This is a genomic window from Arthrobacter sp. CJL-S3 (assembly GCF_056711635.1).
Genome location: NZ_CM160046.1, coordinates 2,412,142 through 2,426,081 on the forward strand (window position 1 = coordinate 2,412,142; position 13,940 = coordinate 2,426,081).

A 13,940-nucleotide genomic window follows, 5' to 3' on the forward strand; every position below is an offset into this window, starting at 1 on the left:
GGGGGAACGGGCGCTTTCGTCAAAAGAGTCCGGTGGCGACTGTTTTGGTGAGTTCGTGGAAGACGCGGGCCCGGGTAGCCTCCCCGTCCCGGCCCAGCGTGTAGACGACAAACACATACGCCCGCTCCCCCTGCACCAGGATGCTCGCGTCGTGCAGGTTCCCGTAGAGCAGCCCGTACTTGTGGAAGACGCTGACCCCCGCGGGTGCGGCGGCCGGGATCAGTGTTTCGTAGTTGGTCTGCTGCATGTAGGACAGCAGCTGGGCGGTGTTGGCGGCGTTGAGCAGCCGGCCGCTGTACAGCTCAGACAGAATCGTGGCCATCTCGGCGGGCGTCAGGCTGTTCACGGTCCGGTCGTAGGGGATGCCCATCGAGGCGGCATAGTTGATCAGTCCCCTGTGGCCCACGGCGGCGAGGATCAGTGCCCACGAATCGTTGTTGCTCTGCTGGACCATTTGGCGGATCTGCTGGCCGGCGGTGGATGCCCCCATCGGGGTTGCCAGCGAGGCCTTGCCGGTTTCGACCAGATGGTAGTAGGCGGCGGCAGCGAGGATCTTTCCGGTGCTCGCGGCCACAAACTTGGTCTTGTCCCCGTATTCGTGCACCGTGCCGTCAGCCACATCGATCAGGGCCACACCCACCTGGTAGCCGCTGTTGGCCGCGATCACGGCATTGATTTCCGCGTCCAGCGCCGGCCCGATGGCGGGCGCGGGGGGCGTGACGACGGCGGGTGACGGCGTCGGAGGTGCTGCCGACGGCGTTGCGCCGCCGGACGCGGACAGCGGGTCGGCGGCACCGGCCGGGGCGGACACCGACGCGGCCGGCGCGGCCCCGGCGTCGACCGGATCCCTGGCCTGCATGGTGCCGTAAACAGCGCCGGCCGTGATCAGTCCGAGGACGGTCACCAGGGCAATCAGGAACTGCGGGCGGATCCCGCCCGTGAACCCCAGCAGGCGCGGCCCGGACCTACGGGTTGACTCTTGTGTGTGCCGGCCGCTGCTGTAGTGCCGGCCGGGTCCCCAGGATTCCACCGGTCTCAACCCCGGAACATCAACGGGGGCGCGACGTCGGCAGACGCCGCAGGCAGGCTCGTGGGCATGCTTTTCCTCCGAAAGTAACGAACCGCGGCGCGGCTCCAAATTTCCTGCATTCTTCTACCGGGCGGGCCGGAGTGCAAGTGGCCACGCCCGCGGGGTCCGGGATCAACCGGACAGCTCCCGTCGACGGAACCGGAGTTCCCGCAGGGCCCCGTGCAGCGGGGACCCCGTGAAAGGCAACTCCTCCAGTCTAATCCCGGCGGCCGCGGCAAGCGCGGTCCGGTTCGCTGCGACGGCGGCCCGCTCCGGCAGGCCCAGCGAACCGGCCAGCTCCGCCCAGTGCCTGGCCTTGAGGTGGCGGGTCTTGCCGGAGACCGGCAGCGCGAGGGTCTCGTCCCCGTACAGCAGGGTGCACGGGACATCGAAGACCGGGGCCATCACGAATCCGCGCGGGCTGCCCAGGACCGCGAGGTTTTTCGCGTGCAGGTCCCCGTTGCCCGTCAGCCAGGCAAAGACGAACTGCAAATAGAGGTTGCGGCTCGCGAGCAGCGGAGCCCTACACGCGGCGGCGAGTGCCGTTGCCACCTCCTCGGAGCTGACGCCGTACTTGGACGCCGGCGGCAGGCCCAGGACCTGCGTCCCGTCCTCCAGGGGCAGCCGGACCCAGGTTCCGGCCGGGCCCTTGACCCGGTCGAACCGTTCGACCAGCAGCCCCCGCAGGCCGTTCCGGTCCTGGATCACCGAGAATCTGGCGACCGGGATCTTCAGGGCCCGGGCCCCCTGCAGGTGCGCCGCCTCGTTCTCCACCAGGTGGGGATGCTCCGGCGGGTCGAGTTTGAGCAGGTAGCGGTGGCCCCTGACGGCCAGGGGCGTGGTCAGCATCGAGGCGCTGGTCTTGCGCTGGACGCCTGGCAGCCCGTGGAGGTCCACGGTGTTGACCAGGAGGGAGAAGTCCAGCGTCTCCGGCTTCGAGGTATCGGCCAGGGCCGGCGGGTCCGCCGGGATCTCGCCCGCCGGGACCACCTGGACGTCTCCGGGGACATCGGCCCCCACAGCCAGCAGCAGGGTCAGTTCATCGTCAAAGCTGGTCTTGGTCGCGTTCTTCAGCACGGAAAGCCGGTGACCCTCGGGAAGCAGCCCGGCGAAAAACGCCGGCAGTGCACCTCCCGGGGTTTCCACCGCCTCCCCGGTCCGCGGGAGGGAGAGGGCCACGGCCGGCCCGGTGCCGGCAAGGTACTCCGCGGTATAGCTGAACCGGACCCCGCCGAACCCGGTCCTGCTGAGGTGCCCGGCCAGGATCCCGCCCTTGTAGACGTCCGCATCCCGGACGAACTTCAGGTCCTGCAGTTCGGCTGCCATCAGCGCACTGTCAGCTGCAGGCCCAGGACATCGCTCACGGCCACCACGGCCCGAAGCGAGGGGTTGCCCGTCCCAGTCTCGATGGCCCGTACGGTGCGCACCGAGGTCCCGGCCAGATGGGCCAGGTCCTCCTGTGTGATCCCGGCATCCCTGCGGGCGCTCCGGATGCTGGCTCCAATCGACGACACATCACCCATTGGGCTGCTCCATTCGGCAGGATGTTGCCGGTTGCGGACATCCAGTCCTTCTATCGTGGGGCGTCGCTTCGGTTTCGGCAAGATGCTGCCGGTTCGGATCGCATTGCCCCGTTCGCCAGCGGCTGGACGTGCGGAACGGCAAGAAGCTGCCGCCCGGCGTCGGACGATCCCTCCCCTGCCGCGGCTGCAGGGTGCGGCGTACGCTGGGAGCCCGGCCGACAGCGAACAGAAGGAGCCCGTCATGCGCAAGGTCATCTTTATGATGCAGGTGTCCCTGGACGGATTTTTCGAGGGTCCGGAGCAGGATCTGAGCTGGCACCTGGTTGATGATGAACTGCACCGCCATTTCAACGACGAGCTGCGGACCATGGGCGGCTTCCTGGACGGCCGCGTCAGCTACCAGCTGATGGCCGATTTCTGGCCGACGGCAGACCAGGACCCCTCCAACCCGGCTCCGATGGTCGAGTTCGCGGGGATCTGGCGGGACATGCCGAAAATTGTGTATTCCAGAACCCTGGCGTCGGCCGGCTGGAATACCGAGGTGGTGCACGACGTGGTCGCCGAGGAGGTGGCCAGACTCAAGGACCAGCCCGGCGGTGATCTGGCGCTGGGCGGCGCCGATCTGGCGGCATCTTTCCGGCGGCTCGGGCTGATCGACGAGTACCGGATCTACGTGCACCCGGTCCTGATCGGACGGGGCAAGGCCCTGTTCCGCGAGACGGACGCGGTCACGCCGCTCCGGCTGCTGGAGGGCCGCACGTTCGGCAACGGCGTGGTGCTGCTGCGGTATGCGGTCGAGCCGGACCCCGGACACGCAGAAGACCGGTGATCCGCTGCCCCCAAGGCAACCGATCGACCGGCCTTCGACGTGCTGTTAGCGGTGCTGCTAGCCGGCGCGGACGAACGTCACGGAGCCGGTCGCGGTCAGCCAGGACAGCGGGTGCGTCATGGTGGCGTTGACGCCGTTCATTCCGCCGCTGATGGCCTGGCCGTTGCCGGCGTAGATCGCGACGTGGCCGGACTGGACGATGATGTCGCCGGGCAGGGGTGACGCGACGACCTTGCCGTACTTCAGGAAGGCCTGCGGGCCGATGTTGCCCACCGGGATGCCGGCCGAGTTCAGGGCCTTCTCCACGACAGCGGTGCAGTCCTGGGTGATGCCGATCTGGCCGTACGCCACGGCCAGCAGGGTGGCGTTCACTCCACCGGCTGCCGGGGCAGCTGCGGGGGCGGGTGCCGGTGCGGCCTGGACCTTGACGGTCGCCTTGGCAGCGGGGGCGGCGGCCGGGGCCGGCGCCGGTGCTGCGGGGGCCTTCGGGGCCGCCACGGGCTTGGGCGCCTCGACTACGGGCGCCGGCGTGGTGGCAACAGCCGGGCGCTCGAAGGTGATCTGGACTGTCGAGTCCGCCAGGACGGGCGCGGAGACCTGACCCTTGACGTCAACTGCCGACGCCGGTGCCGAGTCCCGCTCGGTCGGTACATCGGCTGCATTCGCGGCCATGGCGCCGCTGAGCACCATTCCGGAAGCGGCTACGAGAACCGCGGCCTGGCGGCCAATGGTGCTGGCGGTGCGGCGGTTGGTGCGAAGGGCGGCGCGTTTGGGCGCACGGGTATTGATAAAAGTCATTGAAAGAGCCTCTCCCAATGCCTGCGAGGTGAGCTGTCGGATTCGGATGGGAGGCACCCGGCCGCGTTGGCCCGTTCATGACGGACCGTGCGGCTTCACCCCAAGACCCCTGGAGAACAGCGGGTCAAAATTGGTTTCCCCGTCTCTGCCGGACGTTGCTGCGAGTTATCCCCAGGCCGCGGCAGAGTTAGGCAATCGGCTGGGAAGAGCCCGTCTCGGAAACAACAGGCACCTAACAACGGTAACGGAATGATTACGGGCTGTCACATCGAGCCCAGGTCGGCCTGTGGCCGCCGTTTGTGCTACGGACGCCGCTGGAACCTGCCCCGGGCATAGGATGATGCCATCACCGTTCGCCCGAAACGGAGGCCCGAAAATGGACAGCCCCGACCTCACCCGGCACTGTGTCGCCATCTGCCAGCTGAGCACTCAGCCGCAGGAGGACTTCAACGTCAACACCGAACTGCTGGTGCTGGAAAACGGGGAGGTCCACGTTTCCACCTGGGACGCCGAGCCCCGCGACGGAGGCTTCGACGTGCATGTCCTGAACGACCGTGTCGACGCCCTCGGCTTTATGGTGATTACCGACTGGGAGTTCTTTGACGAAAAGGCCTATGCCGTGGTGGAACGCCGGCCCGGAAGGTAAGTCCGATTCCAATTCGGCAGCAGGCCCGGTAAACCTCCGATTCCAATCCCGACGCGATTTTGACATATTGCAGGCGTCATTTAATTACACCTTGGAGATTGGACACGGAACGTATTAACGGAGCGGCCTCGGCTGTTGTCAATTTGAGAAGTCTTCTGGACGAAATGTCCAAAGTCGCCTGCACGGCCACCACAGGTGCGCAAGGGGAACGCTAAGCGGGCATCAATGGAGGGCAGGCCGCGAGTACTGTTGACTGGTGTTTGAACCGCGTCAGCTCAGTGAAAATGTCAGTATGCGCACATTGCGTGCGAGTGATGCGTCAGCGCTTGCCGATGCGTATGTGCGCAACCGTGAGTACCTTTCGACTTGGGAACCGGTGCGAACCGAGGAGTACTACACCGAAGCTTGGCAGGCTGCGGATATTGCGAGCCGCCTTGTTGTGGCTGGTGCCGGGGAAGGGTTCCCCTTTGGGTTATTTGCTGGCGACATTCTTGTCGGCCGATTCAACTTGTCCGGCATCGTGCGAGGACCCTTCCAGAGTGCAGGGCTAGGTTACTGGGTGGATAGCAACTACGCGGGCCGTGGTCTGGCATCCGCTGCCGTCCAGACGATCGTCGAAACGGCACGTGACGTACTTGGCCTGCACCGCTTAGAGGCGAGCACTCTCTTGCACAATGCTGGTTCACAACGGGTGCTATTAAAGGCGGGATTCCGGCAGATTGGGATGGCTCCACAGTACTTGGAAATTGCCGGGAAATGGCAGGACCACAACCTTTACCAGGTTGTCCTTCACGAATAGGACCCTGACCTGCCGTCTACAAAAATCCAGCGCTAATTACGACTCTCCCCGTTTAGGGATCCTTTCCCGGGCACTAGAACGCACCACTACGGCTCGCCTGTATGGCCGCGCCTACCGTCGCTTTGGACAACAAACCGTGGCCCATGCCGCCGCCACCTCTCAGCCTGTGCCGGACGCTGAGAAGCAGCCACTCTATAACTGGGCCGTCATGCTCAAGAAGGTGGGACAGTCTAGGATTTTCCGCATGCTATCTCCAGACGAAATTGCTGGTTTACCGGTCGAAGAGTACGGGTTTCCGGGCCCCCTGCGAGATGCACTCGTGGGGTGACCGAGGTCCGAGTAGTGCCTCTCGGCGCCGTTGATGCGGCTCACGCCATCGACGAAGGCGAGGGTTACCAGGCAGTCTCCGACTGGCGTGCAGGCCACGAGGAATTCTGGCACAGCCCCGATTTTCGGGCCGCCATGCGTGACCCCGCCTTTGCGGTCTCGGACTCGACGGAAGCTGTCTTAGTGCGCTTCCGTGTCCCGTCGAGCGCTGAACTCCCAGCAAAAGTCGGGCCTAGTTAGTGCGCAGGGAAGGATCCTTTCTCCGAGTTCGAATACGCCTGGGCGTGATGACCTCCCGTTAGTTCAGGCACATGCGGCAGGCCGTTCTAAGAAAGGTTCGCCACACATGTTTTCCCTACAGGCGCGGGAGCCAGCCGAGGTCGCGGACATGGAACGTCCGCGCAGGCGTCACGTACTCGGTCATGACCCCGTATTTGGTGTTAACGAACGCAGACCCGGTGACGCGGGGGTCTTCAGTGGAAATTAGGGCAAGCCTGGCTCCTTCATCTTCCGCTTCAGCTCCCGCCACCCGGAAGTCGTCCGGGATGCCGCCCCAGATGCGCATGGACAACGGGAAGAACAATGCGATTTCCGGGGGGAGGTAATCGTCCCGGTCCCGGGGCGCCTGATCGACCTTCCCGGTGGCGTACTCGATCCTGCCGCCAGTGGCGGGTGTGAATGACCAGGTTTTGTTTTCGTCGGTGACCGTCCAGATCCTGTCGTTGTAGCTGACCATGACCTCTGCCGACCGTGTGGCGCCATCTTCCAGGTTCACCTGATCGACGGTGCCGCCCAGCCTGCGCTGCATGAGGGAGCTGCGCACGGCGGTCAGAATCGACAACAGGGCCTCAAAGGATTCGTCCACAACGGGTGTCCTCTACATGGGGAACAGTTGACAGGATTTTGGATGCCAACCTATCCGAAAAGCTGTGACGTGCTGATCATATCTGCGTGACCCCGCGATATTCTGCTCCAAGCGGCTGAACCTTGCCCCCGGCCATGGCCTTGGGTGCGTTGCCCCACCATAGCGTTGTGGCTTCTGGGAAGCATGCTGGGTCTCGGCTGGCAGACCTGGCTGCTGACCCCAAGGGCCGCCGTTGGCGCAGCGGCCGCCATTGGCCGTTGGGCAATCCGCAAGGACGTCCTGTCCTCGGCTTCTACAACCGCCCCGACTGACCGCCCGCTGCACGATCCTTCACAGGCGGCGTCTGACTGCCACCGCTTGTACGAGTGGAAGCGGGATCAATCGGCGATACCTGCAGGGAATCCGAAGGAGATGATCCCCGGCATTCCTGACCTGAGTGACTCAAAAACGTGGAGCTCATGTGGAACCACCGATGTCGGCAAGTCATCGAGGTGGAACCATCTGAGATCGGAAGCCTTGCCTTGCTCCATAAGGCGTGGCTGGGACGGCCAGGCCGTGCACTGGAAGAAGAAGTCCACTCTCCCCATATGCGTTTCGTCCTGCTTCCGGTGCATGACGACCAATGGCAAAAGCGAATTCGCGGTGATTGCGACGCCAAGCTCTTCCTGGACTTCCCGGGCGGCTGCCTCATGAGCAGACTCATGGGCTTCAACGTGGCCGGCGGCCGCTGTGGCCCAATACCCATCAAGGTATCCAGTTCCCCGGCGCAGCTGCAGAAGTACAAAATCGCCGCGCCTGAAGATGACATAGCTGACTGGCGTTAGCTGCCGTCGGCCATCGTTCACCGGGCATCAGGCGCGATCGGCCGAGCGATGACGCGACGTTCAACCTCATCCGCAAGTTCTGCGACCGGCCGACGCCCATCGAGTTCGAGCGTTGCGCCGTTTCGGAGCAGTGGTTCGACGTCGAGAACATACCGGCGGATCGCAGACTGGTCATCCTCGGACCTGCCATATCGATTGTTCGTACGGACCGAGACCCGGTCAATCAGGACTTCCACCGGTGCGCTCAAGAGAACGACAGCAGCGAAACGGTCGTAGAAACGTCTTTGATTCTCGACAGTTCCCGAGACGACCAGGGACAAATCCGACGCGAGAAGTGCAGACATGCGTGGTTCATCCCAAGTGCCGTCCGGGAGCACCCAGCCGTCGTAGTCCGTGTCGATAGTTCGATAGCCCCGCCGGGACAACTCCTGCAGCACAGTCGTTTTTCCTGCCCCTGACATGCCGGTGATTAGAACTCGAGCCATGACAGCCAGCCTATTCGGTTCGTACCCGGTGTGACTGTTAACCCCGAACGGCGATTAAGTCGCAAACTTGAAATGGCGGTTTTGCCATTCCGTTTGCGGAACCCCTAGCGGGACATTTGCGTAAAGCAGCTAACGTAGCCAGCATGGCTATGCATGATGATGAGTTGCACATTGACGAGCAAGTCGCTCGCCAGCTAATCATCGACCAGTTTCCGGAATGGAACTTTAAATGTGTCCGTCGCATTACAACGGACGGAACTGAGAACGCCATCTTTCGAATAGGCGCCGGCCTTACGGCACGATTCCCGCTGCGCTCCGCCGATCCAACCGATTTGAGGGCGGAGCTCGCCCGGGAAGCTGCGGCAATGCGCGAGTTGGCCGCATGTTGTCCGGTCGCGACACCGGCGCCTGTTGCCATGGGCGATCCGGGTTACGGCTATCCATTGCCGTGGACTGTTCAGACCTGGATCCACGGGGCTGTTGCAGCACCCCACGACTTAGCGCACTCTGAAATGTTTGCCCATGACCTCGTGGACCTCATACGTTCGCTTCGCGCTGCCGACACTAAGGGAGGCCACTTCGCCGGCTCTGGGCGTGGTGGAGACCTTCATGATTCCGATGCGTGGATGGAAGTCTGTTTCCGAGAAAGTGATGGACTACTTCCGGTCGATCGGCTCCGCGCACTCTGGGCGGAATTCCGGAGCCTGCCAAATGACGCCCCCGAGGTGATGACGCACGGTGATTTGATTCCCGGCAATCTCCTCGTTGGGAACGGCCGATTGGTTGGCGTGCTGGATGGCGGGGGTTTCGCTCCGGCCGACCCATCACTCGATCTTGTCGCCGCATGGCACATGCTCGATGACGAGAGGAGGTCAAGCCTCCGCAGTGAGCTGGCTTGCGATGACCTTGAGTGGTGGCGCGGAGCCGCGTGGGCATTCCAGCAGGCGATGGGCCTGGTGTGGTACTACTGGGAGACGAACCCAAGGATGAGCGCGCTTGGGCAGGCCACCTTGGCGCGCATCCTCAACGACCCGGTACTTTCGGCGCTTACCTCCGCTAGCCCAGGTGCCCGTTAGCCGATCCTCTACTGACGCAGTGGTACGTCGGTTTCAAGAATCGACATGTAGTGAACATCAATCCATTGCTCGTCGAACCACAGCGCGTCCCGGCCCGTTCCTTCGTAGCGAAATCCTACTTTCTCATAGACATGCCGGGCGCGCGGGTTGAAGGCATAAACCTCAAGAGCTATTCGGTGAAGACCAAGCTCGTGTATGCCGTGCCGGACAATCAGCTCGGTCGCCTCACTGCCAAGCCCTCGGCCGCGGCCTTCGGCGCCAACGAAAGCACGGAAGCCGCAGGAGCGATTCAACTCGTTCCAGTCGTTAAGCACGACTTCTCCAACCATCGCGTCCGTCGCCTGATCGATCACGGCGAGGACGAGACGGTCATCAGCGGAGCTCCAGCGTTCATACGTCGCGCGGAGGTCATCAACAGTCCAAGGCAGCGTCGTCTGCCTGCTGGAGTGCACTGTTCCGGTCAGAATTGCGGCTTCGGCGTCCTGAAGTATCCGATGCATGGTAGGTGCGTCCTGAGCCTGAACCGGTCGCAGTTTGACGCGTCGGCCCTCGATTGTCGGCTTATGCGTGAAGATCGTGGTCATGCGGCTAGTTTGTCAGGAACTTTCAGAACCTCGCCCGAATGCCGGTCCTCTTAGGGAACCATCCTGTGGGGTCTAAATGGAACGCTCTTTGCAGAGCGCTGTGGCGTGTCCGGCGGCGGATCCGGGACAGCCCGGCCTTACTGGCAAAATTCCCTTATGCCCACGAACGAAAATGACTGCCTCTTTTGCCAGATAGTTAGAGGCAGCGTGCCCTCCAACATCGTCTTCGAGGACGATCTCGTCTTCGCTTTTATGGACACCAGTCCTATAAATCCGGGCCACCTCTTGGTCATTCCCAAAGACCACGCAGCCTACCTTGAGGAACTGGACGAGGAAACGGGGGCGCATATGTTCCGCATAGGCCACAGACTCGCCAAAGCGATAAGGCGAAGCAGACTTCGCTGCGAGGGCGTGAACCTTTTCCTGGCAGACGGCGAAGCCGCCTTCCAGGAGGTATTTCATGCCCATCTCCATGTCTTCCCTCGATACACCGGCGACAGCTTCCGGATCGATGCGGACTGGCAGCGTCGCAGCCTGGCGGACCTTGAAGAGTCAGCAAATCAAGTTCGCTCTGGGCTTCAGGGGCTGGCTTCTTCGGTCCAACTCACCCTGGGTGGAACATTCAGTCAATAGGCCTGCCTTTGAACCAACCCTCTGCGGGACAGCCCTCGCCGTCGTCCCGAGAAACTAGGGTCAAGGCTGGAGGCTAGGCTCGTCAGCGGCAGTACTACATGGACATCTGCTGGACCGCGCTCGGTATGAACCCCAGAGTGTTGATCAATGCCAGCGTGGCTATGCCATACCCAATGGACAGGGCAGCAACGGCTAGCCCGCGGCCTCGTTCGCCTCTTAGATGGATCTGATTGAGGGCAACGTGTGCTGCTCCCACTGCAAATACAGCGAGACCCGCGACGCCGAATACCCAGAATCCTGAGGCGGCGATGACGGCGAAAATGATGGCCGCAACGGCCAGTTTGTTTAGTCGGCCAGTTGATGTGCGAGCCGGCACCATAGGCGTACTCATCTCGGTTCCCCCAACCTCGTTAGTACAGGCGAGTTTAGCTGGCCCCGCCCGCAGACAGAACGGACCTGAAGCATTCAGTTTCGGGAACTCTGAATGGGACACCTTCGGTATGACGCTGGCCCGTCCCGACTTTCAGTTTTCCTCCGTGACCCGTGCGCGGCGCCCCCGGCGGTGCTGCGACGGTTGGGAATCGGAATTCCGCGTTAGTGGGTGTCGTTCGTGTCCTGGCTACCGTCGGAATGGCCCCGGCTAAGCTTCCGTGAACTCTTTTCCTCCGAAGGGGCAATACATCTTGTGACGACCGACAGTGAACTAATCCATAGATCTCGCGATGATCCCGGGGCCTTCGCTGTGCTGTACGACAAATATTGTCGCGCAGTGCACCGATACGCGGCGACCAGGGCAGGTGAGTCCGTTGCCGATGACGTGATGTCGCAGACCTTTTTGGTTGCCTTCGAAAGCCGGGAGTCCTTCGACCACGCGTGGGAGGACGCCAGGCCCTGGCTCTTCGGTATCGCAACCAACCTGCTTCGGCGCCATCACCGCACCGAAGCAAGAAGACTCAAGGCATTCGCCAGGGCAGCCGGCCGCGACAGCTACGGCGACGGAACGGAACGCGTTGCCGAACGACTTGACGCCGCCGCTGCTACGGCAAACCTTGCTGCGGCTGTGCGGAAGCTCAGCCCGGCCGACCGGGAATGCCTCCTGCTTTACGCCTGGGCCGACCTCACCTATGAAGGCATAGCCCTGGCAACTGGCGTGCCGGTGGGCACCGTCAGGTCACGACTCAACAGGGCCCGGCGCACTCTTCGTGATGCAGCCGCCCTCCACTACATCGATGACAAGGAGATTGATCATGAACGAGCTAACGCTCCTGCAGGCAATGCGTGACAAGACGCTTGTAGCCACCGACGCCGCAGTAGAAGACGGGCGCAGGAAGCTGCTCCACCGCATCGACCCTTCCCTGCCACACCACCGACCGGCTCCCCGCCGGCGGACTGCTATGAAAATCGGAATTGCCTCCTTAGCGACAGCTGCAGTGGTGGCCGTTCTCGTCGCGGGTGACGTAGTTGGCCCCACAGGCTGGCGCGGCGCTGCAACAGCCCAAGCAGCACAAGTACTCAACGAAGCCGCCCAAACCACCATCAAAACGGCGGACCCCGTAGTCAACCCAGGGCAGTACCTGAAAATTCAAAGCAGCAACCTCTGGGGCTCTTTCACCACCGACGAAAACGGCAAAGAGTTTCAGTGGCTCGACACGGAGCACATGACCATGTACATCCCCGCCGACCGCAACGATGAGTGGGTGTGGGAACGATCAGGTCGGATCCCGACAACGTTCTTTGACGAAGCATCCAAACAGCATGCTCAAAGCATCGACACGGGCGGACCCACGGCCCATGTACTGCGAGGCGCAAACGGGGGCTTCTACGGCCCCCCCGATCAATCCGGATTCCCCTCATCCGAGTACCTGAAATCCCTCCCCCGCGAACCGCACATGCTCCTGAACAACATCTTCAAAAGGACCCTCGGGCAAGGCCAGTCCATAGACGGCCAGGCGTTGGTATTCATCGCGGACCTGCTCCGCACGGGCATGGTTCCAGCAGATCTCCGAGCCGCCCTCTACAAGGCCGCAGCACTCATTCCCGGAGTCACGGTCACGGATGACCAAGCCACCCTGGATGGACGAAAAGGCATCGCAATCGGACGCGTGGAGGAAGTCTCACATACTCGACAGGACATCATCATCGATCCCAAAACCGGCCTACTAATCGGAGAACGCCAAGTTATCACCCAAGCACAAGGGACCATGCCAGCCGGAACAGCCATCACGTTGACGACCATCGAAACCTCAGTGGCCGACACCGCACCATAGGACCCGGGACCTAGCGCGACCCCCAACGAACGTGAGGGAGGGGCCCGGAAGCCGGTGCGGCATGATGGTGGCATGCTCGTGGAACAGATTCAGCACTGGGGTGAGGCAACTTTCGGTGTCCCAGCATCGGCGGACGCTGTCCGAGCGTGCGAAGCCCAACTTGGGCACAAGCTCCCTGACCAACTTCGACAACTCCTGGCAGAGACGAATGGCATCGAGGGTGAGTTCGGGCTAGGCCTGCTTTGGACCGCGCACCGAATCGCTGAGGACAACGCCTATTTCAGGAATAACTCAGACTTCCGGCGGCTCTATATGCCCTTTGCAGGACTCGTCTTCTTCGCTGACGCCGGCAACGGCGACCAATTCGCCGTCAGTCTCAGTGGAAATCACGAGGTCTACGTCTGGAACCACGTGGATGACAGCCGGGTGTGGGTCGCGCCGACCGTCATGCGCTATCTCGAGGATTGGATGACCGGAACACTCAACGTCTGAGGAGCACGATGTCGACGGTATCGTCTGACAGTTTGGAGAATCCCAGTGGACGACGGCTGTTCGCGGCCGATGCGTCAGCCAGTTAGTGAGATTGCCCTGCGCCGGACGTATTCCAAGCGCGCACCGAAGCCTGTTGGCACCTGATCGGGCAATTCGTCGATTGGGAACCATCGGACGTCGTCGCTTTCATCGCTCACGGCGATCTCGACATCAGGGTCGATGGTTGCAGCGAATCCAACATCCCAATGGGCGGTGCATGAGAATCCCGCGTGCAGATCGTGGCGGTCAAGATCAACGATCGCGGTAGATAGCAGGAGGACGTCGACAATTCCGGACTCCTCGCGGGCCTCCCTTTGTGCTGCTTCCGCCACCGATGCGTCGTTCGACTCGATGTGACCGCCGAACTGCACCCAGAACTGCCCCTTGCGATGGAAGCACAGAAGAACGCGGTCGAATGCAGGCGAAAAGACGAAGCAGGACCCTGTGACATGCTCCGGGCCGCCATCGCGGCGCAGCGCCGCGTCCCCGGCAAAGGTCAGGAACCGCAGATACGCGTCTCGCGATCCTGACTGAGGAACTTCCTGGAGGCTGGCGAGCAGATCGTCAAGAGGCATGGGGCCATTGTGGCGCACAAGACAACGAACAACTCAATGCCGCGACAAAGGGACCGGTGTCCGTTGTCGACTCGCGCCCGTTAGCCGGTCCCCCACCGGCGCAAGCGCC

General features: G+C 62.6%; 18 protein-coding genes and 1 riboswitch. Of the genes, 9 read left to right on the forward strand and 9 right to left on the reverse strand.

All coding sequences use genetic code 11. The features are described from left to right. Positions 1 to 19: 19 nt before the first annotated feature. The 3 genes from AC06G6_RS10950 to AC06G6_RS10960 all read right to left on the reverse strand — a co-directional run bounded on the left by AC06G6_RS10950 (position 20) and on the right by AC06G6_RS10960 (position 2,592). Positions 20 to 1,030: a serine hydrolase gene (locus AC06G6_RS10950; protein WP_479821926.1), complete on the reverse strand. Its 1,011-nt coding sequence runs from the start codon at positions 1,028 to 1,030 to the stop codon at positions 20 to 22. A gap of 171 nt (positions 1,031 to 1,201) precedes the next feature. After that, positions 1,202 to 2,395 carry a type II toxin-antitoxin system HipA family toxin gene (locus tag AC06G6_RS10955; RefSeq protein ID WP_479821927.1) on the reverse strand — a complete coding sequence of 398 codons (1,194 nt, stop codon included), beginning with the start codon at positions 2,393 to 2,395 and terminating at the stop codon, positions 1,202 to 1,204. Then, the gene (locus AC06G6_RS10960) at positions 2,395 to 2,592 is read right to left on the reverse strand and encodes a helix-turn-helix transcriptional regulator (RefSeq protein ID WP_479821928.1); all 198 of its coding nucleotides are present in this window, start codon (positions 2,590 to 2,592) and stop codon (positions 2,395 to 2,397) included. Before AC06G6_RS10960 ends, AC06G6_RS10955 begins: the two co-directional genes overlap by 1 nt. A gap of 241 nt (positions 2,593 to 2,833) precedes the next feature. On the opposite strand from AC06G6_RS10960, the gene AC06G6_RS10965 reads away from it, so the two are divergent. Then, complete coding sequence (locus AC06G6_RS10965; protein ID WP_479821930.1) at positions 2,834 to 3,421, forward strand: dihydrofolate reductase family protein; 588 nt, start codon at positions 2,834 to 2,836, stop codon at positions 3,419 to 3,421. Between the two features lie 57 nt (positions 3,422 to 3,478). On the opposite strand, the gene AC06G6_RS10970 is transcribed toward AC06G6_RS10965, so the two are convergent. Further along, positions 3,479 to 4,219 carry a C40 family peptidase gene (locus AC06G6_RS10970; protein ID WP_479821932.1) on the reverse strand — a complete coding sequence of 247 codons (741 nt, stop codon included), beginning with the start codon at positions 4,217 to 4,219 and terminating at the stop codon, positions 3,479 to 3,481. Positions 4,220 to 4,223: 4 nt separating this feature from the next. Continuing rightward, a riboswitch (cyclic di-AMP (ydaO/yuaA leader) is annotated at positions 4,224 to 4,392 on the reverse strand. 203 nt (positions 4,393 to 4,595) lie between these two features. On the opposite strand from AC06G6_RS10970, the gene AC06G6_RS10975 reads away from it, so the two are divergent. The 3 genes from AC06G6_RS10975 (at position 4,596) to AC06G6_RS10985 (ending at position 6,231) form a co-directional block, all read left to right on the forward strand. Continuing rightward, on the forward strand, positions 4,596 to 4,865 hold the full coding sequence (locus AC06G6_RS10975) for a hypothetical protein (protein ID WP_479821934.1): 270 nt from the start codon (positions 4,596 to 4,598) through the stop codon (positions 4,863 to 4,865). 256 nt (positions 4,866 to 5,121) lie between these two features. Then, positions 5,122 to 5,664: a GNAT family N-acetyltransferase gene (locus AC06G6_RS10980; RefSeq protein ID WP_479821936.1), complete on the forward strand. Its 543-nt coding sequence runs from the start codon at positions 5,122 to 5,124 to the stop codon at positions 5,662 to 5,664. Between the two features lie 342 nt (positions 5,665 to 6,006). Further along, the gene (locus AC06G6_RS10985; protein ID WP_479821938.1) at positions 6,007 to 6,231 is read left to right on the forward strand and encodes an ASCH domain-containing protein; all 225 of its coding nucleotides are present in this window, start codon (positions 6,007 to 6,009) and stop codon (positions 6,229 to 6,231) included. A gap of 115 nt (positions 6,232 to 6,346) precedes the next feature. Here AC06G6_RS10985 and AC06G6_RS10990 read toward each other — a convergent pair whose 3' ends face one another. The 3 genes from AC06G6_RS10990 to AC06G6_RS11000 form a co-directional block, all read right to left on the reverse strand. Next, positions 6,347 to 6,856 (reverse strand): hypothetical protein, encoded by a 510-nt coding sequence (locus AC06G6_RS10990; RefSeq protein ID WP_479821940.1) that lies wholly within the window; start codon positions 6,854 to 6,856, stop codon positions 6,347 to 6,349. 377 nt (positions 6,857 to 7,233) lie between these two features. Next, positions 7,234 to 7,701, reverse strand: a complete 468-nt coding sequence (locus AC06G6_RS10995; protein ID WP_479821942.1) for an NUDIX domain-containing protein — start codon at positions 7,699 to 7,701, stop codon at positions 7,234 to 7,236. After that, positions 7,698 to 8,165, reverse strand: coding sequence for an AAA family ATPase (locus AC06G6_RS11000; RefSeq protein ID WP_479821944.1), 468 nt, complete (start codon positions 8,163 to 8,165; stop codon positions 7,698 to 7,700). The genes AC06G6_RS10995 and AC06G6_RS11000 overlap by 4 nt, the downstream gene beginning before the upstream one ends. Positions 8,166 to 8,308: 143 nt before the next feature. On the opposite strand from AC06G6_RS11000, the gene AC06G6_RS11005 reads away from it, so the two are divergent. Continuing rightward, entirely contained in the window at positions 8,309 to 9,241 is a 933-nt protein-coding gene (locus AC06G6_RS11005; protein WP_479821946.1) for an aminoglycoside phosphotransferase family protein, read from the forward strand. Between the two features lie 8 nt (positions 9,242 to 9,249). Here AC06G6_RS11005 and AC06G6_RS11010 read toward each other — a convergent pair whose 3' ends face one another. Then, positions 9,250 to 9,825 (reverse strand): GNAT family N-acetyltransferase, encoded by a 576-nt coding sequence (locus tag AC06G6_RS11010; protein WP_479821948.1) that lies wholly within the window; start codon positions 9,823 to 9,825, stop codon positions 9,250 to 9,252. Positions 9,826 to 9,981: 156 nt separating this feature from the next. On the opposite strand from AC06G6_RS11010, the gene AC06G6_RS11015 reads away from it, so the two are divergent. The 4 genes from AC06G6_RS11015 to AC06G6_RS11030 all read left to right on the forward strand — a co-directional run bounded on the left by AC06G6_RS11015 (position 9,982) and on the right by AC06G6_RS11030 (position 13,217). Continuing rightward, positions 9,982 to 10,458 (forward strand): HIT family protein, encoded by a 477-nt coding sequence (locus AC06G6_RS11015; RefSeq protein WP_479821951.1) that lies wholly within the window; start codon positions 9,982 to 9,984, stop codon positions 10,456 to 10,458. 685 nt (positions 10,459 to 11,143) lie between these two features. Continuing rightward, complete coding sequence (locus AC06G6_RS11020) at positions 11,144 to 11,740, forward strand: RNA polymerase sigma factor (protein WP_479821953.1); 597 nt, start codon at positions 11,144 to 11,146, stop codon at positions 11,738 to 11,740. Next, entirely contained in the window at positions 11,706 to 12,725 is a 1,020-nt protein-coding gene (locus AC06G6_RS11025) for a CU044_5270 family protein (protein WP_479821955.1), read from the forward strand. Before AC06G6_RS11020 ends, AC06G6_RS11025 begins: the two co-directional genes overlap by 35 nt. 72 nt (positions 12,726 to 12,797) lie before the next feature. Beyond that, positions 12,798 to 13,217, forward strand: coding sequence for an SMI1/KNR4 family protein (locus AC06G6_RS11030; protein WP_479821957.1), 420 nt, complete (start codon positions 12,798 to 12,800; stop codon positions 13,215 to 13,217). Between the two features lie 74 nt (positions 13,218 to 13,291). On the opposite strand, the gene AC06G6_RS11035 is transcribed toward AC06G6_RS11030, so the two are convergent. Next, positions 13,292 to 13,831, reverse strand: coding sequence for an NUDIX hydrolase (locus AC06G6_RS11035; protein WP_479821959.1), 540 nt, complete (start codon positions 13,829 to 13,831; stop codon positions 13,292 to 13,294). Positions 13,832 to 13,940 lie beyond the last annotated feature (109 nt).